The sequence below is a fragment of the Paracoccus sp. (in: a-proteobacteria) genome (assembly GCF_030538495.1).
Taxonomy (GTDB): domain Bacteria; phylum Pseudomonadota; class Alphaproteobacteria; order Rhodobacterales; family Rhodobacteraceae; genus Paracoccus.
The window spans coordinates 1-26,102 of sequence record NZ_JAUNTW010000018.1; the positions used below are offsets into that span (position 1 = coordinate 1).

Consider the following 26,102-nt stretch of genomic DNA (forward strand, 5'->3'; position numbering starts at 1 on the left):
AGATGATCGCCGATCAGCAGGGGATCAGCGCGCGAACGATCTGGAACTGGTTTGCCAAGGTCGAAGGCGTCGATGCGGCGGATTGGCTGGCTTATCTGGCCCCGCGTCATCGCGCGGCCGCAAAGAAAGGTGCGAAATCCGGGTGCAGCCCCGAATTTTTCGAGCGCCTGAAATCTGCTTATTTGCAGCTTGAAGGGCCATCATTCTCAGCCGCCTATGACGTGGCTAAGCGGCTGGCGGTTGCGAATGGCTGGGACATTTTGACTGAACGGACCGCGCGCCGCTGGTTTGATGACCAAGTGCCGCGCGTGACGCAGGTTTTTGCCCGTGAGGGGGTGGCCGGTCTGGAAAAATGCTTTCCGCCACAGACCCGCGACCGCACCGGCATGGTTGCGATGGAAGGCGTGGTGGCCGACTGCCACAAGATCGACGTGTTCGTGAACTGGCCGGGTATCGACAAGCCGATGCGCCCGCAGATCGTGGTGTTTCAGGACATCTACAGCGGCAAGGTTCTGTCGTGGCGCGTGGACCGCGATCCGAACAAGGTCATGGTCATGTCCGCATTTGGTGAATTGATCGAGGAGTGGGGCATTCCGCGGCATTGCCTGTTTGATAACGGGCGCGAATTCGCCGCGAAATGGCTGACCGGCGGCACGAAAACCCGGTTCCGGTTCAAAATCCGCGAGGATGACCCGCTGGGCGTGCTGCCGCTCCTGGGCATTCAGGTGCATTGGGCGCGCCCCTATCACGGGCAGTCCAAGCCGGTTGAACGGGCCTTTCGCGACTGGGCTGACCGGATCGCCAAAGACCCGCGCTTTCATGGGGCCTATGTCGGCCACAAACCTGATGCCAAGCCCGAGAACTATGGCAGCCGCGCGGTCGATCTTGAATATTTTCTGAAGGTGCTGGCCGAAGGCATTGCGGCGCATAACGCCCGTGACGGTCGGCTTTCGGACACCGCGCGCGGGCGTAGCTTTGATGCGACCTTTGCCGAAAGCTATGCCACGGCACCGATTGTCAAAGCGACCGAAGAACAGCGGCGACTGTGGCTGATGGGGCAAGAGGCGCACAAACTGCACGCGCGGCATGGCGGCCTGAAAATCCACAAAAACGAATACTGGTCGGATTGGATGAACGAATTTGCCGGTCAACAGATGGTTGCCCGGTTTGATCCCGAAGACCTGCATGCCGGGGCCTATATTTACCGCCCGACGGGCGAATTCATGGGCTTTGCCGAATGCAAAGCAAAGGTGGGCTTTTTCGACGTTGCCAGTGCGCGCGATCATGCGGCGGCTAATGCGCGCCGCCGCCGCGTCGAAAAGCAATATTTGCAGGAAATCCGCCCGATTCCGATCCAGCAGATCGCGCGCGAACTGGACGAGGCCGCCCCCGCCGATATGCCAAAACTCGAAGCCAAGATCGTCAAACTGGCACAAATCGAACGCGGCCCGCTGATTGAACGGCCTTTGCCCCAGCCCGCAGGTCACGACGGCGAGGCATATTCTGCCTTTGTGGTGGCGTTTGAGGCGAAAACCAAACCGCCGGCGCAGGTGGCCGATGAAACACCGGCTGATCGTTTCCGCCGCGCGCAGGAGATCGAGGCGCGCTCCGAGACTGGGCAGCCGGTTGGTCATGCCGAAGCCGATTGGCTGCGCGTCTATCAGGGATTGCCCGAATATCGGTCCCAAAAACGGGTGTTCGAGGAATGGGGCGAAAGCGCCCTTGGATAACAGATGCCGCCGCAGGTGGTCGAGACCTGCGGCGGCGCACCAGACATGAGGTAACAGATGACAGACCAGACCCCACTTTTCAACAATGTTGCGCCGCTGCGCAATGTCATGGCCCTGTCAGGGCTGATCGACCGCATTCAGACGCGTGGCCTTGGCCTGCCCGGGATGGCTGTGTTTTACGGCCCGTCGGGCTATGGCAAAACCACGGCAGCCGTTTGGAATGCCAATAAAACCCGCGCCTATCAGGTTCAGCTGAAATCCGCGTGGCGCGGCAAAAAACTGTGTCAGTCGATTTTGCTGGATCTGGGCATTGCCCCGGCGCGCACGGTGGCCGACATGATCGACCAGATCAGCGAAGAAATCGCGCGGTCGCGCCGCCCGCTGATTATCGACGAAGCCGATCATCTGATCAATGCGGGTATGATCGAGCTGGTGCGTGACATCTATGAAAGCTCGGGCGCGGCCATCGTGCTGATCGGCGAAGAGCGGTTGCCGCAAAAGTTGCAGAAATACGAACGGGTGCATGGCCGGATGCTGGACTGGGTCGCGGCACAGCCTGCCGATCTGCGCGAGGTGGGTCATCTGGCCCAAATTTATTGCCGCGGCATCGAACTGGACGCGGACATGCAGCGGCTGCTTTTGCAAAAATCCAACGCATCGGTGCGCCGGATTTGCGTCAATCTGGACCGCGTTCGTGAATTTGCCCTGACCACCGGGAAAACCACTATCAGCGGCGCGGATTGGGGGGATCGTGATTTCTACACCGGCCTTGCGCCAGCAGCGCGGAGGGATTTGGTATGACTGGCAAAGCAGGCCGTCGCCCCGCCGATGCACCCACGCCGGGACGCCAAGACATCTGGGAGGCCATTCGTGCCGCAAAACCGGGATTTTCTGCCGGTGATCTGGCCGAGGTCAGCGGCGCAAACCGCAAAACGGTTGAAGATTACCTGCGCTGCCTGATCCCGGCGGGTGTGATTGAACACCTGCCAGCAGGCGGGTTCCGATTGGTGGATGACCGCGGCGTTCACGCTCCACGCCTGAACCGGCAAGGCCAGCCCGTGGTGCAGGGGGCGGGCGTCGAAAATATGTGGCGATCCATGCGTATGATGGCAGCGTTTAGCTCTCTTGATCTGGCCGTTCATTCCTCTGCCGGCGATGTGACGGTCAGCGAAAGCACCGCCAAATCCTATTGCCATATGCTGTTAAAAACCGGGTTTTTGCGGGTTGAACAAAAGGCGGTGCCAGGCAAGCGGGCGGCGGTCTATCGTCTGATCCGCAACACCGGACCCCAGCCGCCGCAAATTCAGCGCATCAAACGCGTTTACGACCCCAACACCAAACAGGTGCATCTGCCCGGAGGTGGCGCATGACGACGCCCATGGATACCGCGCGCGCGGCGTGGGGGGAGGCTCTGCCCGATTGGGTGGCCGAGCTTGCGCAAGAATGCAGCGCGACCAGTCAAAACAAAGTCGCGGCCCGTCTGGATCGGTCTGCGGCGCTGGTCAGTCAGGTGCTGCGCAACAAATATGCGGGCGATCTGGACGCTGTTCAGGCCCGTTTTAACGGGGTGTTTCGTGCGCAAACAACGGACTGCCCCGAATTGGGCCTGATCCTCACCCAGCAATGTCAGGACTGGCAGCAACAGGCCCGCCGGTTCGTCAACGTCAACGCCATGCGGGTGCGGATGTTCCGCGCCTGCAATGCCTGCCCCCATTTCAAAGGAGCGAAGAAATGACCACCGACAAACGATGGACCGACCCGCAAGGCCGCACCGTGCCGGACAGCATGATCACACCTGCGGATCGGATGAAAGATGAGCTGGCAATACGTCTGGCCGATGAGGCCGAGGCGCTGCAAGCCCAGATCGCCGCCTTTAAGAACCGCGCACTGGATGACATGGCCGCCGCCAAAGCCCTGCTGTTTGAACAGTATGGCGTCAAAATCGGCGGGCCAAAAGGCGGATTTTCCGTGCGCAGCTATGACGGCGCAACGATGGCCGAGGTGTCTGTCGCCGACCGCATCGTGTTTGGGCCAGAATTGCAGGCCGCAAAGGCGCTGATCGACGAATGCATCGAAGATTGGGCCGAGGGTGTGAATGACAATCTGCGCATTCTGGTTGAAGATGCGTTCGCGGTGAACAAGGCGGGGCGGATCGACACCAAGCGCGTGTTGGGTCTGCGCAAGCTGCCCATGAAAGATGAGGCGGGCCGTCCCGACGCCCGCTGGCTGCGCGCCATGGACGCCATCACGGACGCACTGATCGTCGATCAGACGGCCACCTATATCCGCTTTTACCGCCGCGATCCCCGCACGAACGCCATGGCCCAGATTGGGCTGGATTTCAGCGGGCTGTGAGGTGGTGATGGATGTTAAAGCCAAAATCGCGGCTCTCATGGCTATGACGACGGCATCGGGTTGCACCGAAGCTGAAGCAATGGCCGCCGCGAAAAAGGCCGCGGCCCTAATGCTGGAATACGGCTTGACCCGTCAGGATATTGAGATTGACGACCGGACGGTGCGATCAAAAACGAAAGGAAAATCCGTTCGCGATCCACTTTGGGGGACAGTCGGATACTGCACCAACACGGCACCGATTTTCCTGTCTGACCGTGACAGTTCGTCGATCCAGTTTATTGGTCGGGCACCCGGTCCAGAGATTGCCGCTTATCTGTTCGCCGTTCTGAATGGCGCGATTGACCGGGCAATCCGCGAATTCAAGCTGACGCCGGAATACCGGCGTCGGCGAAGCAATATCACGCGCCGTCAGGCGGTCTATGATTTCACGATGGCAATGTGTGTCCGGCTGGCGATGCGCCTGAAGGAGCAATTTGGCCCGATCATGTCCGCGGGGGCGCTGACCGAGGCGAAGAACGTCTTGGATACCCGCTTCCCGGATGCACGAACCACGCAACGACGCCAAAAACAAACGCGGTTCCACGGCGCGGCTCATGCGGGTTGGCAGGCCGGAAACGCTGTCGGGCTGGCGCGTGGAGTTGGTGGCGCAGATGGCCATGCAACGCATTTGGAGGATTTGCGATGACCACGATCCGCAAACTGCAACGGCTTGTGCATGTTGGCTGCCGTGAACTGCGGATCGACGCGGATACGCGCCGCGATCTGCAAATCGTCACGACCGGCAAGGCCAGCCTGTCCGAGATGACCGAAGCCGAACTGGGCGATGTGGTGGCCCAGTTGGTGGCCCGTGGGTTCCGCCCGTCTGGCGGGCAAAAGCCCCGGCGCCCGCAGGCGGCGCGCGCGGATGTGCGGTATTGTCATGTTCTGTGGCGGCTGCTGGCGCAGGCGGGCAAGGTGGACACACCCGGTCCCGCCGGGTTGAACGCTTTTATTCGCGCACGGTTCGCCAAAAGCTGGGGCGCTGCGCCGATTGATGTCGATGCGCTGACCGATCACGGGCAGATTAACGCCGTCATCAAGGCGTTGCAGGCGATGTGTGATCGCGCCGGCATCGTCTGTCGTCAGGCTCGTTAAACGATGGACCGCTGGATTGACGAACTGGAATATGATCTTGGCGTGGCGGCCCGGCTGCGGCTGATTGCCAATGCAGGCGGGCAGCGGCGTTATATCCCGCAGATGTCGATGGCCGGCAATTCCAAGCTGGCGGGCGAGGTCGGCCCGGATGTTGCCCGCTGGCTGGCGGATCGGTTTTCCGGGACCGAGGTCGATATCCCGTCGAAAAGAGGCATGGAGGCGGGCGAGGCCAAGGCCGCACTTATGGCCGATCTTTTGGATGCGGGGCTTGTCAACTCCAGCCGAACCGCGAATGATCTGGCCTTGGCGCATGGCGTAACCGTGCGCTGGGTCCACAAAGTCAAGGCCGAATTGCTGGCCGAACGCCGGGCGGACAGCGACGCGGATCAAATGCCGCTTTTCCCCGGTGAACCGCTTCCCGGAAAATAACTGGCGCGCGCCGCCTATGGTTGCCTCAACGATTGAGGCCCCCATGCGCGTTGAACACCATAAAATCACCACTATCCCGTTTCGGGCCGCACATCACACCGGCGGCATCATTACCCCCAGTCTGGTGGTGCTGCATGACACGGCGGGCCGACTGGATCATGGCAATACGGCGGATTATCTGCGCGGCGATAATCCGCAAAAGGTCAGCTGTCATTTCGTGATCGAACGCGACGGCAGCATCGAACAACAGGTTCCGACCAACCGCCGCGCCAATCATGCGGGCCTATCCAGCTATCACGGTCGCGCGGGCTGCAACACGTTTTCCATCGGGATTGAGCTGGTTAATCCGGGGCGTATGAGCCGCAGGCCCGATGACGGCTATGGTCCGCGCGGCCGCGCATGGTGGGGTCAGGTGTTCAGCGGCAGTGATTACGAACTGGCGGCGATGACCACGCCCGAACACGGCGAAGGGGTGTGGATGGCATACAGCCCCGATCAGATCGCGGCGACCGTAAAACTGCTGACCGTGCTGTTTCATGGCATCCCGACGCTGACCGATATTCGCCCGCATTGGTATGTCAGTCCGGGGCGCAAGGTCGACACGAACCCCCTGTTCCCGTTGGAGGAAGTGCGCACCGCCGTTCTGGGGCTGGACGATCCGGCCGATCTGGCCGTGATGGCTGCGTCGGACGATCTGCCGACCGCTACAATGATCCGGGTCGCCACCAATGGCGCGGGTCTGAATATGCGCCGCTGGCCCTACAGCCCGCAGGTTCTGGCAAGCGTGCCGCATGGCACCCTTTTGGCTCCGATCCGCGAAGGCGTTTTCGACGGCCGCCGCCATCATCTTGTTCAATTCGACAATCGCGAAGGCTGGATCATATCCGCCTATACCCAACCCGCATGAGGTTTTTGATGACGTTCCCCAAATTTCCGATCAGCATTCTGACCACCGGCGCGAATGTTGCGTTGCCCGGATTGCCGGCATGGCACGCGGCGTCGTTTTGGGCGCAGCTGCTGTTGGTGCTGTCTGTGATTTGCAACGCAGCGGGCATTGATCTGTTTGCGCTCCTGTTCGCGATGGGCATCGGCTCCACCCCGGACGAGGTGATCGCCACCGGCCACCGTGCCGTCAGCGCCGTTCAGGAATTGCTGCCGCTGATCTTTGGCCTGTGGGCATGGCTGGAACGCGCCGCTCCGAATTATCGACTGAAATTCTGGTAAGGTGTGATGGAATTCATCTTCGACATGACGATCAGCCTTGGCCTGATCGTCACAATTCTGACGGCGATTGTCGGATGGGTGCGACTGCGCAACGCCGCCGTGGATAAGCGGATCGACGGCTGCGCCGAACGGCTGGACCGGCATGAGGCTCGCATCCACGCCGCCGAACAGACCGTGCAGGCACTGCCCGGTCAAAAAGACATGCATGAACTGTCGCTGGCCCTATCCGAAATGCGCGGCGACATGCGCGAATTGCGTGCCGCGATGCAGGGGCAGGCACAAATGCTGGGCCGTGTGGAAAGCGTGGTCAGCCGTCAGGAAGAACATCTGATGAGGGGCAAGGGATGAGCTACGCCGAAGATGTCAGCCGCCACCGTCGGCTGGCGATCCTGCGCCATCTGGCGGAGGTGCAGGAATATGTGTCAAACGCCAGCGTGCTTCAGGACGTGCTGGTCCGGCTGGGCCTGCCAGTCAGCTATGACGCCCTCATGACCGAACTGCACTGGCTGCGCGAGCAGAACATGGTCAGCTTTGATCCCGACGCGATGTTTGTGGTTGTGATGGCGACCCGGCGGGGTGTGGATATGGCCAAGGGCCTTGCCACGCATCCGGGTGTGCAACGCCCCCGCCCGCGGGTGTGACATGCCGCCGCCCCGCAAGATCGACCAATTGCCGCCCGATATCCGGGCATGGCTGCAAGACACCCTGCACGCGCGGGGCTTTGCGGATTATGTCGCGGTCACGGATGAACTGAACGCCAAACTAAGTGACGCTGGAAAGATCATCAATTTACACCACGCCACGGTGCATCGGTTCGGCCAAGAATACCGAAAATTCGTGGAAACACAGGAAACCGCCTCCGCTTGGGCGCAGGGCTGGATGCTTGAAAACGGCCTGGAGGAAGAGGCCAAGCGCCACAACGTGCTGTTCCAGATGGTCACCGCGCTGGCGTTCCGCGCAATGGAGGCCCGCATGATGGATGAAGGGGCCGAAATCGACCCCAAAGACCTGCATTTCATCGGGAAAATGCTGAAAGACATCATGGCGTCAGCGGGCATTCGGCAAAACATGCTGGCGGCCGAACGTAAAATGCAGAGCGAAAAACTGGATGCCGCCGTGGCCAGCGGTGACATTGATAAAGAGGCCGCCGATAAAGCGCGTCGGATCATGGGGTTTGCGTGATGCCCACGCCACAACAGATCATCACCGACCTGCGCGCCCACGCCGCACGGCTGGACGGCACCCATATTCAGGGCTGCATGATGACCTCGACCTGCCGTGCCTTGCGTCGCGGTGCCGATCAGATCGAAAGCCTGCTGTCGGAACTGACCTATCTGCGCGGCTTTGCCGATGACACATTGACGCGCGAACTCATGGCGCTGGATGACGGGCAATGACCGTGCCGGTGATCAACTTTCTGCCGTATCAGCGCCGCTGGATCAGTGATACCAGCCGCTTTAAGATCGGCATGATGTCGCGCCAGATCGGCAAAACCTTCAGCACATGCGGCGAATGTGTCGATGACTGTTTTCAGTCATGGCGCGACGGGCGGCGCACCCGTTGGGTGATCCTGTCGCGCGGCGAACGTCAGGCAGCGGAAGCGATGACCGAGGCGATCAAGCCGTTCACGCAGGCGTTTTATGAGGTCTATAACACCCTTTTGAAAGGGGGCGAGCCTGTCTATTCGGAAAGCGAATTCCGTGCCCCACAGGCCAGCGGCCCGGATGCGGTCTATAAGGCCCTTGAGGTTCAATATCCCAATGGCAGCCGCATCACCGCATTGCCCGCCAACCCTGACACGGCGCGCGGCTTCAGCGCCAACGTGATCCTGGACGAATTCGCGTTCCACGCCAAATCGCGCGATATCTGGGCGGCGCTGTTTCCGGTGATTTCGCGCGGGCAGCAAAAGCTGCGCGTTATCAGCACCCCAAACGGCAAGGGCAATAAATTCTACGAACTGATGACCGCCGAGGATAGCGTCTGGTCGCGCCATGTCGTCGATATTTACGAGGCCGTGCGGCAGGGTCTGGACCGCGATGCTGACATGCTGCGCCGGGGGATGGCCGACGAAGACGCATGGGCACAGGAATATGAACTGAAATGGCTGGATGAGGCGTCCAGTTGGATGGATTACGACCTGATTTCCAGCGTCGAAAGCCCGGATGCCGGGCGGCCAGCCGGTTATCAGGGCGGCCTCTGTTTTGTTGGTGTCGATATTGCCGCGCGCAACGACCTGTTTGTCATTTGGGTGATGGAGCTGGTCGGCGATGTGCTGTGGACGCGCGAAATCATCGCCCGTCGTCGGATCAGCTTTGCCGAACAGGATGCGTTGCTGGATGATGTGATGCGGCGCTATCGCGTCGTGCGGGTTCGCATGGACCAAACCGGCATGGGCGAAAAACCGGTCGAAGACGCCAAGCGCCGGCACGGCGCGCTGCGCGTTGAAGGCGTGCTGTTCAGCACCGCCAGCAAACTGGACATGGCCACCACGATGAAAGAGCGGTTTCAGGATCGTCGTGTCCGCATCCCGGCGGGCGATCCGGCGCTGCGGGCCGATCTGCATTCAATCAAATCACAGGTGGGCGTGACCGGCACCCGTCGCCTGATTGCCGATGGCGACAGTGATGGCCACGCCGACCGTTTCTGGGCCGCTGCGCTGGCCATCAGCGCCGCAGAAATGCCGCAAGCCCATTATGAATATGACAGCCTTCCCGTCGCGCGCAGCCGCTGGGCCGATGGCAGTCATGATGACGATGATCTGCCTGCGGGCAGAAGCCGGGGGACATGGTAATGGGAAACATTCTGGACCAATTCGGCCGCCCTGTGCGCGCGGCGACCAAATCGGAGCTGCTGGACGAACAATCGGGTCCGCTGGTCGGGTCTGTGCGTCAGGTCACGAGCGGTCATCCGGCAGATGGGTTAGAGCCACGCCGGCTGGCCTCGATCCTGCGCAGCGCCGAAATGGGTGATGCAACGGCTTATCTGCACATGGCCGAACAGATGGAGGAAAAGGATCTTCATTACGGCGCTGTGCTGGGGGTTCGTAAACGGGCGATCCGCGGACTGGATTTGGTGGTAGAACCCGGCGATGACAGCGACGCGGCCATCGAGGCCGCCGATGTGACCCGTCAGGCGCTGACCTCACCCGCGACCAAAGAGGCGTTTATCGACATTCTGGATGCGCTGGGCAAAGGCTATTCGGTCAGCGAAATCGTCTGGGATATATCGGGGCGCTTGTTCCAGATCGCCGCCATTGAACATCGCCCGCCGGAATGGTTCCAATTCGATCAGGTGAACGGTCGCCATCTGACCTTGCGCGGCTCTGGCGCAGGCCAAGAGCTGCATCCCGACAAATACGTCATTCACCTTCCGCGCATCAAATCGGGTGTGCCGATCCGTGGCGGGCTGGCCCGCATGGCCTGCTGGGCCTTCATGTTCAAGAACTTTACCGTCAAGGATTGGTCGATTTTTCTTGAAGCCTATGGCCATCCGCTGCGACTTGGCAAATACGACCCGGCGCTGGCCAGTGACGCGGATAAGCGCACCCTGTTGCGTGCCGCCCGCGCCATTGGCGCCGATATGGCGGCGATTATCCCGCATAACATGGAATTAGAGGTGATCGCCGCCAGGTCGACCGCCAATGAAGGTTACGAAAAATCCGCCCGCTGGTGGGACGAACAATTGTCCAAAGGGGTGCTGGGTCAGGTCGCCACCACAGACGCGATTGCCGGCGGTCATGCCGTTGGCCGTATCCACGAAGCCGTTCGTGATGATATTCGCGACAGTGACGCCGACCAGCTGGCCCTGACGCTCATGCACGACATTGCCCGCCCCCTGACGCGGCACAACTTTGGTCAAACCGTGCCAGCCCCGCTGGTCCGGTTTCAGTCGCCCGAACGGATCGTGCCTGAACAGTTGTTGCGCCTGATGGAGGTGGCTGGCCCTGCCGGGCTGCGCATCGCCAAATCTGACGTGTATCGCGCCTTTAGCTTGCGTGAACCCGACGCCGAGGATGACGTGTTGACCTTTGGGCCGCAGCCCGGCGCGACACCGGCCCCACCAATCCGTCAGATGGCCGCGCGACAGCACGACCATGTGCATGACGATCCGATTCGCGATCTGATCAACGAACTGGTCGAAAACGGCCGCATGGCCGGGGCGATGGAAAGCGATATCGGCCCGCTGGTGGATGCCATTACCCACGCGGCCAGCTTTGATGAAATCGCGCGCCTTTTGGATCATGCGGGGCTGGATGTGCCGGGAATGATGATGCGTGACTTGTTGGCGCAAGCCCTGTTTTCGGCCCGCATGGGCGGGCAGATGGGGGCCTGATGGTTGGTGTATCGTTTCAGGCGCTGGCCCCCGAAGACGCACTGGCCTATTTCCGTGCCAAAGGGCTGGCCCTGCCCGAAGATCGTTTTGATTATCGCGATGTCTGGCGTGGACAACATGCGGTCAGCTTTGTGGTCGCCAAGGCCATGCGGGATGACGTGCTGAACCTGATCCGGGGCGATCTGGATAAGGCAATGGCCGAAGGCTGGACGCTGAAGCAGTTTCAGGACAATCTTGCACCCCGGCTGCGACGCGCCGGGTGGTGGGGAAAATCCGTGCTGCCCGATCCCAAAACTGGCGAGATGAAAACCGTACAACTGGGGTCGATGCAGCGACTAAGGGTGATTTTTGATACCAATATGCGCACCGCACTGGCCGCAGGGCGGTGGAAACGCATTCAAGAAGGAAAACGTAGGTTCCCTTACCTGCGCTACGTCCAGATCGACCGGCCCAGCAAACGACCCGATCACGCGCGCTATCACGATCTGGTCCGCCCGGTCGATGACCCGGTCTGGCTGCGGATTTATCCGCCGAATGGCTGGTTCTGTGCCTGTGACGTGCGGCAGATCACGCAAGGCCAGATCGACCGGGGCACCTATACGGTATCCGAGCCGATTACGCTGGAGGAAGATTGGCACAGCAATCCGCGTACCGGCCATGATGAGATGGTGCCAGAAGGTGTCACGCCGGGGTTTGACACCAATCCCGGCGCGGTGCGTCATGACATGGATCAGGCGTTCAGCAAGACCGGTCTGGAAACCCGTGACGAATTGGCCAATTTGGCCGCCGATCTGGCCGAGCGCATGCGGCGCGAAGATCGCGAACGTGCAGTCGTGATCCAGCCAGATCGGGATGTGCGGGATCGCTATGTCGGAGAGCGTGAGGGCGTCCATGTCCCGAAATCCGATCCGGGGTCGGATGTGATCCACAGCCACCCAGATTATCCTGCGCTATCGCAGGCCGATCTGATCAATTCGGCCCGGGCACATTACAGATCAATTTTTGGGGTGACACCACAAGGCGAGGTGTTTGGTGTGCGCCTCACAGATGACGCGCATCTTCATATTGATGTAGCAATTAGAGGTTTTTCAAATGAATGGGTATTGCCTGGAAACCAATGGGAACTAAAACAGGCTTCCGATTGGCAACATACGACATTACAGGGCCACCTGATGTCACGCTGGCTTGAAGAAAAGGGGGTTTTGGCCTATTTTCAACCTAAGGGGCCTCGCATTGATAGCCTGCTGTCGGATTATGCTGGGCTTATTGATGTGGTCATGCGATCTGCACGTTGAGAGGAATGATATGGTGCTGGCACTGCGAGACCTTCCACTCGCCGATGTTCGGGCTTGGGCTGATCGTTTGGCCGTGCTTGAGGCCGCTGATGATTTTGATGGCCGCGATCTGAATATCGAGATCGCACGCAATGTGATCGAAATTCAGCGTCAGAACGGCCTCATCCCCGACACCCCCGAAAATGCGCCCGTGACCGATCTTAACGCGCCTGATGCGCCGATGTCGGTCTAAACCGGCTCTGACCGTTTTTAAACGCGCACAGGGGTTTTTAAACACCATCTGGCCCGCATCCCGCCCGACATTCCGGCCTGATCCGCCCGTGAACCTGTTCACGGGCTTTTTTTGGCGCATATCCGTTAAGACGATCCTGCCTGAAACCAACCGGATCGCGCCGATATGGCCTTTGCTTCACCCCCTCTGACCCGCCAAACCGGCGCCGCTGTCCCGGTCGATGGTGTGCCTGACCGCATCGAACTGGTGCCGTTGGGCCAATTCCGCATGGCGGATGCGCGCGGCGAATTTCGACTGACGGACGCAGCAGAGGTTATTGAGCGATCCATGGCGCACGCTCATGGCGGTGCGCTGTTGATTGATTTCGGTCACGGCGTGCAGGGTCAGGCCGAACGGCGTTCCGACGCCGCCGGGTGGATTACCGCGCTGGAGATCGAAGGGGACCGCGTAATGGCCTCGGTTGACTGGACCCCGGCGGGGCGCGCGGCCATCGAACAGAAATCCTATCGCTTCATTTCGCCGGTGTTTTTTAACCGGCCTGATCGCGAGGTTGTGCTGATCACCGGCGCGGGCCTCGTCAATGATCCGGGGCTGCCGCAGTTGCGACAGCTTGCATCTAAGGAGAATATACCAATGACGTTGACCAATATCGCCGCAGCCCTTGGGCTGGGCGCTGATGCGGATGAGGCTGCGATTGTCGCGGCCGTCCGTGATCTGTCCCCGCAACCCCAGCTGGCGTCCGTCTTACAGGCTGCGGGCGTCGAGACGCTGACGGATGACACCGCGCGTCAGATTTGTGCGCGCCTGACGGCACAGCCTGATCCCTCGGCCTATGTGACCAAAGCGGCGTTTGATGATGTGACGCGCCAGCTGGCCAGTCTGCAAAAGCAGGTCAGCGACGAGGCTGTCGAAACGGCGGTGACTGATGCCAAGGCGGCGGGAAAAATCAGCCCGGCGATGGAGGGCTGGGCGCGGCAATTGGCGGCCAAAGACATGACCGCATTTGCGGATTTTGTGGCCACGGCCCCCGTCATTCTGCCCCCCGGTCGCGCGCCCGTTCCGCAGGCGGGTGCCGCCCCCGGCGATCTGACCCGCGCCGAACGCCAGATGTGCGCCGCCATGGGCATTGATCCCGCAAAATTTGCCGCAACCAAAAAACAGGAGGCTGACCATGCCCAAAACGGATGATCTGCTGCCGATGCAGGTGAATGCCCCCGCCGCGCGCTTTGCCAATCCCGTGGCCGCCGGTGCGGTCATTCGTGGGGGCGCTATGGTGGCGCTGGATGCTGCGGGCAACGCGGTGCCCGCAGCTGCTGCCTCGCCGGTGATGCGCGGCATTGCGCTGGACCGCGCCGATAATGGCAGCGGTTCGGCTGGTGCGGTCCACGTCGGAACCAGCCGCGGGGTATGGATCGTCAAGAATGATGGCACCGTCAAGCGCACCCATATCGGCAAATCTGTTTACGTCAAAGACGACGAAACGGTTGCGGCCACCGGCACGCTGATTGCAGGCCGTTGTCTGGACGTCACCGATGGCGGCGTTGCCGTCGAATTTATCTGAAAGGGCTGATCCATGGATCTGAACCATGCCAATCTGGCGGCGCTGAACACGGCATTCACGACCGCCTTTAATACCGCCTTGAACGATACGCCCACCACCTGGGGCCGGATCGCGATGCGGGTGCCGTCCACCACGCGCCATCAAGCCTATCCCAAGCTGTCGGACATCAAAGGCATGCGTGAATGGGTCGGCGAGCGTTTTGTTCAGCGCCTGACCCGCGACGGTTTTACCATCACGAACCGCAAATTCGAAAATACCATTGCTGTGTCCGTCGATGATATCGAAGATGATCAGGTCGGGATTTACACGCCGCTGGTGACGGATTTCGGGCAGACGGCGGCAGAACTGCCGGATGAATTGGTCTGGGAACAACTGGCGCAGGGTTTTGACGTCGCGCATTATGACGGTCAGGCGTTCTTTGATGCCGACCACCCGGTTCTGGACGAACACGGCGTTGAACGGTCGGTGTCGAATATGACGGATGGCGCCGGCCCGGCGTGGTTCCTGATCGACGACAGCCGCGCCATCAAGCCGATGATCTTTCAGGATCGGCAGGCCGCGCAGATCACCGCAAAAACCAATCTGACCGACGAAAACGTCTTTAATCACGACGAATTCGTCTGGGGTGCAAAACGGCGCTGCGCCGCAGGGTTTGGCGCGTGGCAGCTGATCCACGGATCGAAAGCCGATCTGACGCCTGAAAACTATGCCAAGGCGCGTCAGTCCATGCTGGAAATGCGCGGGGCCTATGATCGCAAAATCAATCTGCGTCCGAAATTGCTGGTCGTGCCGCCGTCGCTCGAAGGGGCCGCCCGCAAAATTCTGCTGGCCGAACGCACGACGGCCGGCGCGACCAATATCTGGCAGAACACCGCCGATCTGCATGTTGAAACCCGTCTGATCTAAGAGGAACCAATGGCACGTAATACCACCACCAAACAGGCGGCTGACGATGCCGCATCCATCGCAGCGAGTCCGGTCCCGCTGCTCCGTGTCACCTGCCTGATCGCCGCCGGTCGCCGCCGCGCGGGTCGCCGCTGGTCCGGCGGGGATACCGACGTCCCGGCCGACGCGCTGACTGCGGAGGAATGGGCTGAGGTCGAGGCCGATCCGATGTTTTCCACGCAGCCCTTGGCGGTCGAGGGCTGATCCATGTCTTACGCATCCGTCAGTGACCTGAAATCCGTCATCCCGGCCCGCGATCTGGCGCTGTTGACCGATTTCGACGACAGCGCGCAGGTTGCGGTCGATGACCGGCTGCAACAGGCACTGACGGATGCGACAGCCGAAATCGACGGCTATATCCACAAACAAATCCGCGACGTGCCGCTGACCGCGCCGCCGCATGTTCTGAACGTCATTTGTCGCGATCTGGCCATGCACCGGCTGTATCGCAATCTGGGCCATGACACCGAGCGTCTGAAGCATCTGCGTGCCGACGCGCTGGCGTGGCTTCGTGATGTGGCGGCTGGCCGCGTGGCGTTGGGCGATGCGGATCGTGCGCCGCCGCCCAGTTCCGGCGGGATCGCAATGACTGATGGCCCAGATCGTCAACTGACCCGCGACAGCCTGCGGGGGTATTGATGGAGCCACGGTTTGATTTTCAGGATAGCGGGCTGCGGGCGCAATTGACCGCTGCCATGCGCGCGGCCAGTGACCTGTCGCCGCTGCTGGAAGACATCGGCGAGCAGATGACAAACAGCGCGCGCGAACGGATCGGAGAAACGAACACCGCACCCGATGGCACGCCGTGGCCGAAATCGTTCCGGGTGACAGTCGCGCAAGGCGGCAAGACGCTCTACGATACCGGCGATCTGTATCGCCGCATCACCAGCCGCGTGGTCGGTCAGGAAGTGCACGTCGGCAGCAATCTGCCCTATGCCGCCGTCCATCAATTCGGCGCCACGATCACGGCCAAAACCGCGAAGGGTCTGTCATTCCGGCTGGCGGACGGCACGAAAGTTCTGGTCGGGTCGGTGACCATCCCCGCGCGGCCCTATCTTGGCATATCGCGCGATGACGAAGAGGTCATCGGCGATCTGGTAAATATCCACTGGGAAACGGTCTTGGGTAATGGGTGATTTCAGCCAGTCCTTTCTGGACCCCGCCGATGTCGCCGCCCGTCTGGCGACAAAAGCCCCCGTTTTCACGCGGATTGGCACCGCGCGCGATCTGGGCAACGCCTCAATCGAAACGATCCGCGCCCCGATGGCGTGGGTCATCATCATGTCGGAAGCTGCGGGCGATGTCCGATATGAAATCTGTGACGTGATCGAGCAGCTGATTTCCGTGCGGTTTGGTGTCGTGCTGGCCGTCCGTGACATTGGCGACCGGACCGGCACCGTCGCGCGCGAGGCTCTGCGCCCCCTCCGGGAACGGGTTCTGGGTGCGCTCTGCACCTGGCAGCCGATAGGGTCCAATCACGCTTGCCGGTTTTCGCGCGGAGCGTTGGCCAGCGGCATCGGGCGCGACGGAATGATGCTGTGGCAGGATGAATTTACGGTCACCTTCGACCGGCGCTTTGTGATGGAGACCTGAATGGCAAGCTATAAGCTGCGGTGTATCCGCGAAAAGCTGGAAACGGTGTTTGAAACCGACGCGGCACCTGCGGCCGCCAACAGCATTCTGTGCCGCAATCTGACCATGCGCGCTCTGGACGGCGATTGGCAGGAACAGGATTTCGTAAATGGAATGGACGGTGCTCAGCCCGAGGATCTGTATGGCGCGCACTGTTCCGCCGATTACGAGGTCGAGGCCATCCCGTCCGGCACGCGCGGTACTGCGCCGATTTATGCGCATCTGCTGAAAAGTTCGGGCCTGTCCGAAGTGGTCAGCGCCGGCGCGTCCGTCGCCTATTCCCCGACGCCCAAGGGCCAAACTTTTGCGTCGACCACCTTGCAGATGACCAACGGCCAGATCGCCCAAAACGTGGTGGGCTGTCGCGGGTCGATGAGCTTTACCGCCGAGGTCAAGCGTCGCGCCTTTTTCAGTTTCCAACGCCGGGGCCGATTTGGCGCGCCGACGGACTATGTAAAAGGGGATTACGATTTCGTAGGCTGGGGCCGTGCGCTGGAATGCACCCCGGAAAACATGCACGCCTTTACGCTGGGCGGAACCAAGCTGTGCGTGAGGTCATTCAGCCTGTCGGACGGGCGCAGTCCTGTGGTCGACAAATACATGAATTGCGGCGGCTCCGACATCACCGGCCACCGCTATACCGGGCGGATGCAGGTGAAATGGCCATCGTTGGCCACGAAAGACCTGATCGGGCAGTCCAAGGCTGGCACCACCGAACGTCTGATTTTCGAAATTGGCAAAAACGCGGGCCAGAAAATCCGCATCACCGGACCAAAGGTTCAGATCAAATTCGCCAGCGAAGAAAATATCGACGGCGATCTGGGTGCATCGCTGGATTTGGTGTTCCTGCCCGAACAGGGCGATGACGATGTTCTGATCGAATTTTTGTAAGGGGCTGGCATGTTCACCTTTGTCGAGAATTACGAATTTGAATGGCCGGTCACGGTGATTTATCCCGGCCTGAATGGTCCTGTTGAAAAGGTCTTTACGGCGCGGTTTTTGCTGGTTGATGAAGACAGCCTGTTCGCGCGCCCTGATCTGGACGGGGGCGATATGGCCGCGATCCTGACGCATGAACGCGACACGCTGTCGACCCGTTGGGTCGGCTGGTCGGGCATCCAGTCTGAAACAGGGGCAGACGTGCCGTTCACCCCCGAAACCCGCGACCGCCTGTTGCGTCAGCGCCCGATCCGCGAAGCTGTTGCGCGGGCCTATCATGACGCCGTGATCCGGGGTGCGGTGACGGAAAAAAACTGATTGCGGCCGCGCGGGTGATGTTTGCCCGGCGGCCCGATACCCGTCAGCTTGAAAATGATTTGCGCGCTGGGGGTGCCCGCGATGATCAGGTGGCCGATATGGTGGATCAGATCGCTCCGCGTCCAACGGTCAGCCTGCCAGCTAAGCTGCGTCCGGTGATCCGGCTGGCGATGGCGATGATCGGTCAATGGCGGCTGGCGGGTGGCGGGATGATGCCGGCGCGCCCCGTGGCATTCGATCTGCACGCCCTTGATGTTGCCGCCCGCTGGCTGGAATTGACGCCATCCCCAAAACTGTTGCGCCAGATGCAGATAATCGAAGCCGAAGCCCTGCGCCTGATGGAGGCCCCCGATGACAACTGACATGAAGGCCAAACTGGTGGTAACCGCAGATGCCAGCGGGATCGTCGGCGAATTAAAGCGCGCCGTCGCAGCACTGGATGATGTGGCGCGCGCCTCACAGGTGGCAGGTCAGAACGCTGCCCGCGCCGGGCAGGATCAGGCAAATGTCGCACAGGCAGTCAAGGATGCCACCGAAACCATGCGCCGCGAAACGGCAGCGGCACGGACGCAGACCGACGCACTGGCAAAATCGCTGGCCGATCAAGACACCCGCATGAAGGCACTGCGCGCGTCACTCGAAACGGGTGCAAAACTGCAAAACCAATATGCCGTGGGGCAGGAACATCTGAACCGCGCGTTGGCGGATGGGATGATTTCGGCTGACGATCACGCCTCAATCCTGTCAGCATTGAAGGCTGAATATGACCGCGCCAGCGATGCCGCACGGGCCTTGGCGGATGCCCAAGTCGATCTGGATGCCGACAGCACGCAGATCGTCGATACCTTCGGCGGTGTGATCGACCAGTTGGGCGAATTCATTTCGAATGCAGACCGGGCGGCGGGGGCCGGATCAAAGCTTTCACAGGTACTCATCCGACAACTTGGCCAGATGGCTTTAGGCGCTGTCACCGGCGGAATTGGCGCCGGGGCCGCGATCTTAATGGGCTATGCGACAAGTTTGATGACAACAGCGGATCGGGCAACAGAATTTGAAAAAAACACCCGTGCATTAGATGACAGTATCTCGCGGCTTTCGCAGTCGCTGGGGCTTTTGCGTGACCAGCGACTGGAACAGACGTTCGGTTCAATGGCTGGGTCAGTGCGTGAGTTATCGTCCGTTATGGTTGAGCTGGACCGAGCAGCACAGCTGAAAAACCTGCGCGCCTCTTTGGATGATGTGCTAAAAAAATCTCTTGACCCCGGCTGGGTTAAAAAATTGTTAAATCGTGGAACCGGTGATGTGCGCCCCGGTGCAGTTGAAGCACAACAGCGAATTCTCGAAAGCAATAGATTTGCCAGCCTTGGTGCCGGAGTATCGTATGATGAATTTACGGTGCGACGTGATCTGGCAATGGCGCGCGCAGAAGCTGGTGAAGTTGAGGCTGCGATTAAAGAGGTCGCACGGCTTGCTCGCGACATGGCCAACGGTGGCCCAATCAGTGGTATGAACGAGGAATTGCAGACAATTATGCAAAGCCTCTATGCCCTTGTTCGGACAACTGCCGAATTCGAGGCCCAGTGGAACGGCACGGCTGACGCGGCTAAGCGCATGGCCGAGGAAAATGGGCGCTTCATGGATCAGGCGGCCACAGCATTTTACAAACGCCAATCTGATGCACTCATAGCAGCGGCTGAATACGAACAAACCTTCACCCGCCAGCTCGCGCTTGCCCAAGCCGAACAGCGGCACGGGGCTGAAAGCGCGCAGGTGCAGGCCATGAAGGCGCAATATGCACGGGAAGAACTGGACGAACGGATGCGCCTGTCCGGCATTAGCGAAGACGAACGCGCGCGTCTGCTGGTGATTTTTGACGCGACCGTGGACACGACCAATCAAACCGCAGTATGGGCTGCCACCATGTCGGATGTGGGTGCCGAGCTGCGCGGCATCATGTCGATGCTTACGTCGATTGGGGGCGGCGCGATCAACAACGCCGCCACGCGGACGCGTGTCGAGGCGTTGCGGGCCGGTAAATCCGTGGCAGAGGCGGCCCGTGCTGAATCGGAATTTCGGGCTGATCTGGAGTATCGCGCCCGGCTGGCCGGCGCGCAGAACCGATTTGAGCGTTTTCAGATCGAAGAAGGCGAACGCCTGCGCAAAGAAAATGACGCCCTGACCGAAGCCGCAATTGCGCGCGACCGGGCCAATCGCGGGGGACGTAGGGGTGGTGGACGCGGCGCGAAACGCAGCGGCGGGCGTGATCCCGGTGCCAAGGATGCGCGGGATTATCAGCGTCTCGTCGCGGAAATCGACCGCGAAATCGGCAAGCTCCAGCCGTCCTATGAACGCGATGCGGCTGCCGCCGAAAAATGGCGCAAAGATGCATTAGAGGGGCTGGCCAAGACCAGCCTTGGTTATGCCGAATTCGCCGCGGACGTCGAAGCGATCTATCAAGGCCGCATGAAAGATGCCTATGAAAACGACCTTAAACGCCGCAGTGATTGGGCCGCCGGCGTGGAACGCGCCTATGCCCAGATGCGCGACAACACCACAACCTTTGCCGATGCCGCCGAAGGTGCCTTTAAAACAATGGCCGATGGGGCCGAGGCCGCGTTTGTGCGGTTTTCAACCAGCGGCAAGGCCAGCCTGTCGGACCTGCTGAACAGCTTTGCCGATTTCGCGGCCAAAATGGCGTGGCAAACCAGCATCGCGCCGGGCTTTGGCAACATCATTAACAGCGTGCTGGGCGGTTTTTCCGGTGTGACTCTGCCAACCGCCCATACCGGCGGGCGCGGTGTGATGCGCACCTATTCACACGGCAACCGGCAGCGATCCGACGAACAACTGGCCATGCTTCGCGACGGCGAACAGGTGTTTACGCCGCAGATGATGGAAAACGCGGGGTCCATCGTCGGGCTGCTGGCGGGCATGGCGTCACAGCGGTCAGCCCCCGTCGCCACCGATACCCGCCCGGTCATCACCGTGGTGAACAACAGTTCGGCGCAGGTCACAGGCCGCGTCGAAGAAGCCCCCGACGAACGCGGGCAGCGGCAATATCGGTTGGTCATGGATGATGTTGTGGCATCGGCCATCGGGGTGTCTGGCGGGCGCACGCAGCGCGCCATGAAAAGCCAGTATGGCATCGGTCGCGCGGGGATCGTGCGATGAGCTATCCTCTCTGGCCCGCCGGGCTGACCCAGTTTGAACGTCAGGGCTGGCAAGCGCAGGCGCAAGACAGCCGTCGCAAGCGTCAGGCCGATGCCGGGCCGCCATCCTTTCGCCGCCGGTTTTCAAGTGCCGCGCGGCGGGTATCGCTGTCATTGATCGCCAGTCGCGATCAAAAGGCGGTATTTGACCGCTTTTATGATGATGAATGCGCCAACGGTTCGACCTTGTTCTGGATGCCCGATCCTGCCACAGATGGGTGGCCCGTTCTGGGCAATGACGGTCTTCGCCTGCTGACCGGGGATGGACAGCTGCTCTTGATGGCCGCACGCTGGTTATGCGCATGGGGGGATGAACCGCCGGTCGAAACCATCCAAGGCGACACAGATTTTCGGATCGCGTTCAGCGTGTGGGTTATGCCATGAAGCGGTTCACGGTCCGCGCGATCTGATCTGATGCTAGGCCGGTTCTGATCAGTCAGGACCACCCAATGCCCCGCCGCCTCTCTTTTAATGCCCGTCAGGCCCATGATGCTGTCGCCTCGGCCGAGGTGCATGTGGCTCTGTTTGAAATCAGCCATGACGCGCTGCCAGCACCGATCCGACTGAGCACAGACTGCACCGAACGGCTGTCATCAGACCCGCTGATTTACGGCACGCGGTCCCGCTGGCGCGGTGCCAATCCGGTGCTGGAGCCGTATCTTTGGGTGGTCGCGTCCGCTGTCCTGCCGTCTGAACTGGATGAAATCCCCGCCGCTGCATTAATCGTTCTGGACAATCTGGACAGCCGAATGGTGGCGCTGCTGCGGTCGATTACGTCGCCCGCGACGTTTCATATGGCGGTGGTGCTGGCATCCAGCCCGGATGAGATTGAGGCGGAATATACCGACCTGATGCTGATGCAGGCGGATATTACGGCAAGCGAAATCACCTTGCATATCAGTCGCGAGGAAATCGAATTGGAGCATTTCCCGTCCGGCCGGATGAGCCGAGACCGTTTTCCTGGGCTGCACCGATGATCTGGGCAAACCGATTTGTTGGTCTGCCCTATCGGGAATGCGGTCGCGACCGGGCGGGCAGTGATTGCTATGGTCTGGCCTGCGTCATCTATCGCGAAGAATTGGGCATCACACTGCCCGATTATCTGGGCTATGCCTCGGTCGAAGAGCATGGCGAAATCGCGACGCTGATCGACGGCGCACAGCAATTGCCGATGTGGCTGCCGGTCAGTGGCCCAGCACTGGCCTTTGATCTGGCTGTGTTCCGGCGCGGTCGATTGCAAACGCATTTAGGTGTGGTCGTCCGGCACGGGCTGATGATCCACATGGTCGATCAGGATTGCGCCAAGCTGGAGCGATACCACAGCGGTCGCTGGGGCGCGCGGCTGACAGGCGTCTGGCGGCATGTCGATGTGATTGGGGGCGCAACGTGACGGCGGTTTTGGCATCGCCTTTGCTGGACCCCGGCGCGGGTCGGGTCATGATGAACCTGCCGGACGGGCTGACCGTCGCGCAGATTGTCGATCTGACATTACCGGGGCTGTCGCAATCAGATCGGATCGTGGTGCGCACGGCTTTGGTCACAGACTGCGGGGCAACGGTGATTGATCGGGCCTGTTGGTCTGCGGTGCGCCCCAAGCCGGGTGTGCGCGTTGTGATCCGGGTCGTTCCGGGCAAAGACGCGATTCGGTCGGTGCTAACGATTGTAGTGTCGATTGCGGCTGTAGCAGTCGGTGGCCTGTGGGGCGCAGGACTGGCCAGCGCCTTGGGCGTTTCAACCGCCGTCGGCACGGCGATGGTCACATTTGGGGTCAGCGTCATCGGCAATTTGTTGATCAACGCCCTGATCCCACCCGCACGCCCCAAAGAACAGCGGACCGCCAACAGCTTTGCCATCAACGGCTGGCAAAACCGGCTGGACCCTGACGGCGCGGTCCCCTGCGTGCTGGGGCGTCTGCGCTATGCGCCGCCCTTTGCTGTCATGCCCCACACCGAAATCGTCGGCGATCTGCAATATGTGCGCGCGGTCTTTAATTTCGGCTATGGTCCGCTGGAATTGTCCGATTACCAACTGGGCGACACGCCGCTGTCTCAATTCACCGGGGTCGAGGTCGAAGACCGCAGCGGCGTGGCGGGCGATCCCGCGCTGTCGCTGTATCCCACGCAAGTGGTCGAGGAGCAAATCGGCGTTGACCTGACCCGGCCCAAGCCGCGCGACGACCGGGGCGAGGTGATCAACGGCGATCCGATTGAAACGCCGGTCGTGCGCGTGACAGGCGCCGATGCCGACGGGGCCAGCGTCATTTTTGCCTTTCCAGCCGGGCTGGTGCGCGTTGACAACAAGGGCGATAAACAGCGTCAGCATGTCGATATTCGCATCCGTCAGCGCCTGTCGGGTCAAACCGCGTGGCATATGGTTGAACGGTTGTCGATCAACGCCGCCAAATCCGAGGCGTTTTATCGTCAGCACAGCTGGACATTCCCAAGCCGCGGGCGCTGGGAAATCGAAGTCACCCGGATGACCGGCGAACGTGACGAGACCACAACATCGGATCGCTCGGTCTGGCTGGCATTGCAGACAACGCGCCCAGAATATCCGATCAGCTTTGGCGAGCCTCTGGCGCTGACGGCTGTGCGGATCAAAGCGACGCATCAGCTATCGGGGGCCTTGGATAATCTGTCAGCACGGGTCGCGCGCCGGTGTCTGGACTGGGACCGGACCGCACGGCAATGGGTGATGCGCCGCACGTCAAACCCGGCCAGCCTTTACCGTTATATCCTGCAATCCCGCGCCAATCCGCGCCCCGTTCCAGATGCGGGGCTGGACCTCGAGCAGTTGCAGGATTGGCATGTTTACTGCCGGTTAAAGGGGCTATTTTACGACCGTGTTCTGGATGACACCGGAATGACCTTGCGTGACGCGTTGGCCGAGGTTGCAGCCGCAGGCCGCGCCACGCCGCGCCATGACGGGGTTCGCTGGGGCGTCACCATCGACCGTCCACAAGATCTGATCGTCGATCATATCAGCCCACGAAACAGCTGGAATTTCCGCAGCTCGCGCAGCTACAGCAAGCGGCCCGACGGGTTGCGGGTCAAGTTTCAGGACGCGACTCATGATTACAAACCTGCCGAACGGATTGTGCCGTGGCCGGGTCATACCGGCCCGGTCCTGTTAACCGAAGCCTTGGAGCTGCCGGGCAAAACTGATCCTGCCGAAATCTGGCGCGAGGCGCGGCGCCGGATGTATGAGATAGAAGAGCGGCCTGACAGCTATGAGGTCATGCAGGACGGCCCGATCCGGGTGGCCACGCGCGGGGATATGGTCATGCTGTCGCATGATGTGCTGGATGACGTGCAGCGGGCCGCGCAGGTGCAGCGCGTCATCGGCAATCTGATCCATTTGGATGAGGCGGTAACGATCCAGCCGGGACAGGATTACGCGATCCGTTTCCGCAGCTACAGCGCCGCCGACACAGTCGGTCAGTCGCATATCCGCACGGTGTCCGCCGAACCCGGCGAAACGGCTGTGCTGACACTCACAGGGACAGGTGCCGCGCCAGTGGCAGGTGATGCTGTGCTGTTCGGACGCGCCGCCACCCTGACGGCACCCATGATCGTCACAGCTGTCGAGACCACCGAAGACCAAGCGTGTTTGATCCGGCTGATCGACGCCGCCCCGCAGATCGACGCCTTGACCGATGCTGATACGCCGCCTGCGTGGTCTGGTCGCATCGGGGCCGAGATTGATGTGGAGCCGCAACGCCCGCCCACCCCGCGATTTGTGTCGCTGCGATCCACCGTGACCGCCACGGATGCGACGCTGATCTATCAGATCGCACCGGGCGCAGGAGCGGTGCGGACGGCGCGTTATCGGCTGTATCACCGCCTTACGGGAACGACCGTCTGGACCAGTGCGACCATTCCAGCGGCATCGGGTGGCGGTCAGATTTCGGGCTATGCGCCGGATCACAGCATTGACATCTATGCCGAGGCGATTTCGTCTGCGGGTGCCGTCAGCGACGCGTCATCCGTTGTCTCGGTTGTGATGGGGGCGGGGCGCATCGCGGCCCCGGCGGCACTGGATGCTGCGTCGGTGTCGATTACCGCCCTGTTCGGCGGCGCGCTGATCCAGTTCGGCACAGGTGCGGACCCGAATATTGCGCAAGTCCAGGTCTATCGCAGTGCCAGCCCGACGCTGGATCGCAGCCGCGACGCTGCCGGTGATCCTATTAACGTCGCGGCCCGCCAAAGCTATTCGATGGCCTTGGGCGATACCAGCCGGACCAATTTGCTGACGGGTGGCACGATGACCCAATCCGATGCCTGGTCCACCGGCCCCGGCTGGACCATCGCAGACGGGCGCGCCAGCCACATAGCAGGACAAGCAGGTGCATTGTCGCAGCCCGTGCGCCTGCGGTCCGGTCGCTGGTATCGCATCGGGTATATCGCCAGCGGCACCGGCACATTGCGCGCCGCCCTGACCGGCGGCGCGGATCGTCAGGGGCGGCTCCAATCCGGCGACGGCCCCCAATATGACCGCATCCTTGCGGCCGAGGGCAACGTCCGCTTTGAGCTTCAGGCTGGCGATGACTTTTCCGGGGCCGTTGATGATGTGGTCTTGTTTCTGGAAACGTCGCCCTGCCTTCGGTCGGGCGAACACCACATCTGGTTAGAGCCGTTAAACAGCGACGGTCTGGCCGGCCCCCTGACAGGCCCCATTACTATCGAGGTTATCTGATGAGCGGTATCAAATCGCCCAACCTGCCACAGGCGGTTATCGCCGATGATGTCATCGGCAATTCTGGCGGGG

33 protein-coding genes are annotated in these 26,102 nt (G+C 61.0%); all 33 read left to right on the forward strand.

From position 1 onward, the window contains the following. A partial coding sequence (locus Q4G20_RS13000; RefSeq protein WP_303343883.1) for a transposase domain-containing protein occupies window positions 1–1,730 on the forward strand: 1,730 nt, incomplete at its 5' end. A 57-nt stretch (window positions 1,731–1,787) separates the two neighbouring features. Beyond that, the gene (locus tag Q4G20_RS13005) at window positions 1,788–2,531 is read left to right on the forward strand and encodes an AAA family ATPase (protein ID WP_303343884.1); all 744 of its coding nucleotides are present in this window, start codon (window positions 1,788–1,790) and stop codon (window positions 2,529–2,531) included. After that, window positions 2,528–3,100, forward strand: coding sequence for a hypothetical protein (locus Q4G20_RS13010; RefSeq protein WP_303343885.1), 573 nt, complete (start codon window positions 2,528–2,530; stop codon window positions 3,098–3,100). Before Q4G20_RS13005 ends, Q4G20_RS13010 begins: the two co-directional genes overlap by 4 nt. Next, window positions 3,097–3,465, forward strand: a complete 369-nt coding sequence (locus Q4G20_RS13015) for a hypothetical protein (protein ID WP_303343886.1) — start codon at window positions 3,097–3,099, stop codon at window positions 3,463–3,465. Before Q4G20_RS13010 ends, Q4G20_RS13015 begins: the two co-directional genes overlap by 4 nt. Beyond that, entirely contained in the window at window positions 3,462–4,085 is a 624-nt protein-coding gene (locus Q4G20_RS13020) for a DUF3164 family protein (protein ID WP_303343887.1), read from the forward strand. The genes Q4G20_RS13015 and Q4G20_RS13020 overlap by 4 nt, the downstream gene beginning before the upstream one ends. A gap of 7 nt (window positions 4,086–4,092) precedes the next feature. Beyond that, window positions 4,093–4,770 carry a DUF2786 domain-containing protein gene (locus Q4G20_RS13025; protein WP_303343888.1) on the forward strand — a complete coding sequence of 226 codons (678 nt, stop codon included), beginning with the start codon at window positions 4,093–4,095 and terminating at the stop codon, window positions 4,768–4,770. Continuing rightward, window positions 4,767–5,219, forward strand: coding sequence for a regulatory protein GemA (locus Q4G20_RS13030; protein ID WP_303343889.1), 453 nt, complete (start codon window positions 4,767–4,769; stop codon window positions 5,217–5,219). The genes Q4G20_RS13025 and Q4G20_RS13030 overlap by 4 nt, the downstream gene beginning before the upstream one ends. A gap of 3 nt (window positions 5,220–5,222) precedes the next feature. Beyond that, entirely contained in the window at window positions 5,223–5,648 is a 426-nt protein-coding gene (locus Q4G20_RS13035) for a hypothetical protein (protein WP_303343890.1), read from the forward strand. Between the two features lie 43 nt (window positions 5,649–5,691). Further along, the gene (locus tag Q4G20_RS13040) at window positions 5,692–6,555 is read left to right on the forward strand and encodes an N-acetylmuramoyl-L-alanine amidase (protein WP_303343891.1); all 864 of its coding nucleotides are present in this window, start codon (window positions 5,692–5,694) and stop codon (window positions 6,553–6,555) included. Window positions 6,556–6,563: 8 nt separating this feature from the next. Further along, window positions 6,564–6,872, forward strand: a complete 309-nt coding sequence (locus Q4G20_RS13045; protein WP_303343892.1) for a hypothetical protein — start codon at window positions 6,564–6,566, stop codon at window positions 6,870–6,872. Between the two features lie 6 nt (window positions 6,873–6,878). Next, complete coding sequence (locus Q4G20_RS13050; protein ID WP_303343893.1) at window positions 6,879–7,220, forward strand: DUF2730 family protein; 342 nt, start codon at window positions 6,879–6,881, stop codon at window positions 7,218–7,220. Continuing rightward, window positions 7,217–7,513: a hypothetical protein gene (locus tag Q4G20_RS13055; RefSeq protein ID WP_303343894.1), complete on the forward strand. Its 297-nt coding sequence runs from the start codon at window positions 7,217–7,219 to the stop codon at window positions 7,511–7,513. Before Q4G20_RS13050 ends, Q4G20_RS13055 begins: the two co-directional genes overlap by 4 nt. Window position 7,514: 1 nt before the next feature. Then, window positions 7,515–8,054, forward strand: a complete 540-nt coding sequence (locus Q4G20_RS13060; RefSeq protein WP_303343895.1) for a phage protein Gp27 family protein — start codon at window positions 7,515–7,517, stop codon at window positions 8,052–8,054. Continuing rightward, complete coding sequence (locus Q4G20_RS13065) at window positions 8,054–8,269, forward strand: hypothetical protein (protein ID WP_303343896.1); 216 nt, start codon at window positions 8,054–8,056, stop codon at window positions 8,267–8,269. The genes Q4G20_RS13060 and Q4G20_RS13065 overlap by 1 nt, the downstream gene beginning before the upstream one ends. Continuing rightward, a complete protein-coding gene (locus Q4G20_RS13070) occupies window positions 8,266–9,663 on the forward strand; it encodes a terminase family protein (protein ID WP_303343897.1) in 1,398 nt (465 codons plus the stop codon). The genes Q4G20_RS13065 and Q4G20_RS13070 overlap by 4 nt, the downstream gene beginning before the upstream one ends. Then, a complete protein-coding gene (locus Q4G20_RS13075; RefSeq protein ID WP_303343898.1) occupies window positions 9,663–11,204 on the forward strand; it encodes a DUF935 domain-containing protein in 1,542 nt (513 codons plus the stop codon). Before Q4G20_RS13070 ends, Q4G20_RS13075 begins: the two co-directional genes overlap by 1 nt. 158 nt (window positions 11,205–11,362) lie before the next feature. Continuing rightward, entirely contained in the window at window positions 11,363–12,499 is a 1,137-nt protein-coding gene (locus tag Q4G20_RS13080) for a phage minor head protein (protein WP_303343899.1), read from the forward strand. A gap of 10 nt (window positions 12,500–12,509) precedes the next feature. Continuing rightward, entirely contained in the window at window positions 12,510–12,731 is a 222-nt protein-coding gene (locus Q4G20_RS13085; protein ID WP_303343900.1) for a hypothetical protein, read from the forward strand. Window positions 12,732–12,896: 165 nt separating this feature from the next. After that, a complete protein-coding gene (locus tag Q4G20_RS13090) occupies window positions 12,897–13,919 on the forward strand; it encodes a phage protease (protein ID WP_303343901.1) in 1,023 nt (340 codons plus the stop codon). Further along, entirely contained in the window at window positions 13,903–14,292 is a 390-nt protein-coding gene (locus Q4G20_RS13095) for a hypothetical protein (RefSeq protein WP_303343902.1), read from the forward strand. The genes Q4G20_RS13090 and Q4G20_RS13095 overlap by 17 nt, the downstream gene beginning before the upstream one ends. A 12-nt stretch (window positions 14,293–14,304) precedes the next feature. Further along, window positions 14,305–15,198, forward strand: a complete 894-nt coding sequence (locus Q4G20_RS13100; protein ID WP_303343903.1) for a Mu-like prophage major head subunit gpT family protein — start codon at window positions 14,305–14,307, stop codon at window positions 15,196–15,198. 9 nt (window positions 15,199–15,207) lie between these two features. Beyond that, window positions 15,208–15,441: a hypothetical protein gene (locus Q4G20_RS13105; RefSeq protein ID WP_303343904.1), complete on the forward strand. Its 234-nt coding sequence runs from the start codon at window positions 15,208–15,210 to the stop codon at window positions 15,439–15,441. A 3-nt stretch (window positions 15,442–15,444) separates the two neighbouring features. Further along, complete coding sequence (locus tag Q4G20_RS13110; RefSeq protein WP_303343905.1) at window positions 15,445–15,876, forward strand: gp436 family protein; 432 nt, start codon at window positions 15,445–15,447, stop codon at window positions 15,874–15,876. Then, window positions 15,876–16,373, forward strand: coding sequence for a phage virion morphogenesis protein (locus Q4G20_RS13115; RefSeq protein WP_303343906.1), 498 nt, complete (start codon window positions 15,876–15,878; stop codon window positions 16,371–16,373). The genes Q4G20_RS13110 and Q4G20_RS13115 overlap by 1 nt, the downstream gene beginning before the upstream one ends. Beyond that, on the forward strand, window positions 16,366–16,830 hold the full coding sequence (locus Q4G20_RS13120) for a hypothetical protein (RefSeq protein ID WP_303343907.1): 465 nt from the start codon (window positions 16,366–16,368) through the stop codon (window positions 16,828–16,830). The genes Q4G20_RS13115 and Q4G20_RS13120 overlap by 8 nt, the downstream gene beginning before the upstream one ends. After that, entirely contained in the window at window positions 16,831–17,760 is a 930-nt protein-coding gene (locus Q4G20_RS13125; RefSeq protein ID WP_303343908.1) for a phage tail tube protein, read from the forward strand. Window positions 17,761–17,769: 9 nt separating this feature from the next. Further along, window positions 17,770–18,126 carry a hypothetical protein gene (locus Q4G20_RS13130; protein WP_303343909.1) on the forward strand — a complete coding sequence of 119 codons (357 nt, stop codon included), beginning with the start codon at window positions 17,770–17,772 and terminating at the stop codon, window positions 18,124–18,126. A gap of 59 nt (window positions 18,127–18,185) precedes the next feature. Then, window positions 18,186–18,488 carry a hypothetical protein gene (locus tag Q4G20_RS13135; protein ID WP_303343910.1) on the forward strand — a complete coding sequence of 101 codons (303 nt, stop codon included), beginning with the start codon at window positions 18,186–18,188 and terminating at the stop codon, window positions 18,486–18,488. Then, complete coding sequence (locus Q4G20_RS13140; RefSeq protein ID WP_303343911.1) at window positions 18,478–21,297, forward strand: phage tail tape measure C-terminal domain-containing protein; 2,820 nt, start codon at window positions 18,478–18,480, stop codon at window positions 21,295–21,297. The genes Q4G20_RS13135 and Q4G20_RS13140 overlap by 11 nt, the downstream gene beginning before the upstream one ends. Continuing rightward, the gene (locus tag Q4G20_RS13145; protein WP_303343912.1) at window positions 21,294–21,719 is read left to right on the forward strand and encodes a hypothetical protein; all 426 of its coding nucleotides are present in this window, start codon (window positions 21,294–21,296) and stop codon (window positions 21,717–21,719) included. Before Q4G20_RS13140 ends, Q4G20_RS13145 begins: the two co-directional genes overlap by 4 nt. A 65-nt stretch (window positions 21,720–21,784) precedes the next feature. Continuing rightward, window positions 21,785–22,312 carry a hypothetical protein gene (locus Q4G20_RS13150; RefSeq protein ID WP_303343913.1) on the forward strand — a complete coding sequence of 176 codons (528 nt, stop codon included), beginning with the start codon at window positions 21,785–21,787 and terminating at the stop codon, window positions 22,310–22,312. Beyond that, a complete protein-coding gene (locus Q4G20_RS13155; protein ID WP_303343914.1) occupies window positions 22,309–22,725 on the forward strand; it encodes an NlpC/P60 family protein in 417 nt (138 codons plus the stop codon). Before Q4G20_RS13150 ends, Q4G20_RS13155 begins: the two co-directional genes overlap by 4 nt. After that, on the forward strand, window positions 22,722–26,030 hold the full coding sequence (locus Q4G20_RS13160) for a phage tail protein (RefSeq protein ID WP_303343915.1): 3,309 nt from the start codon (window positions 22,722–22,724) through the stop codon (window positions 26,028–26,030). Before Q4G20_RS13155 ends, Q4G20_RS13160 begins: the two co-directional genes overlap by 4 nt. The last annotated feature ends 72 nt before the right edge of the window (window positions 26,031–26,102 follow it).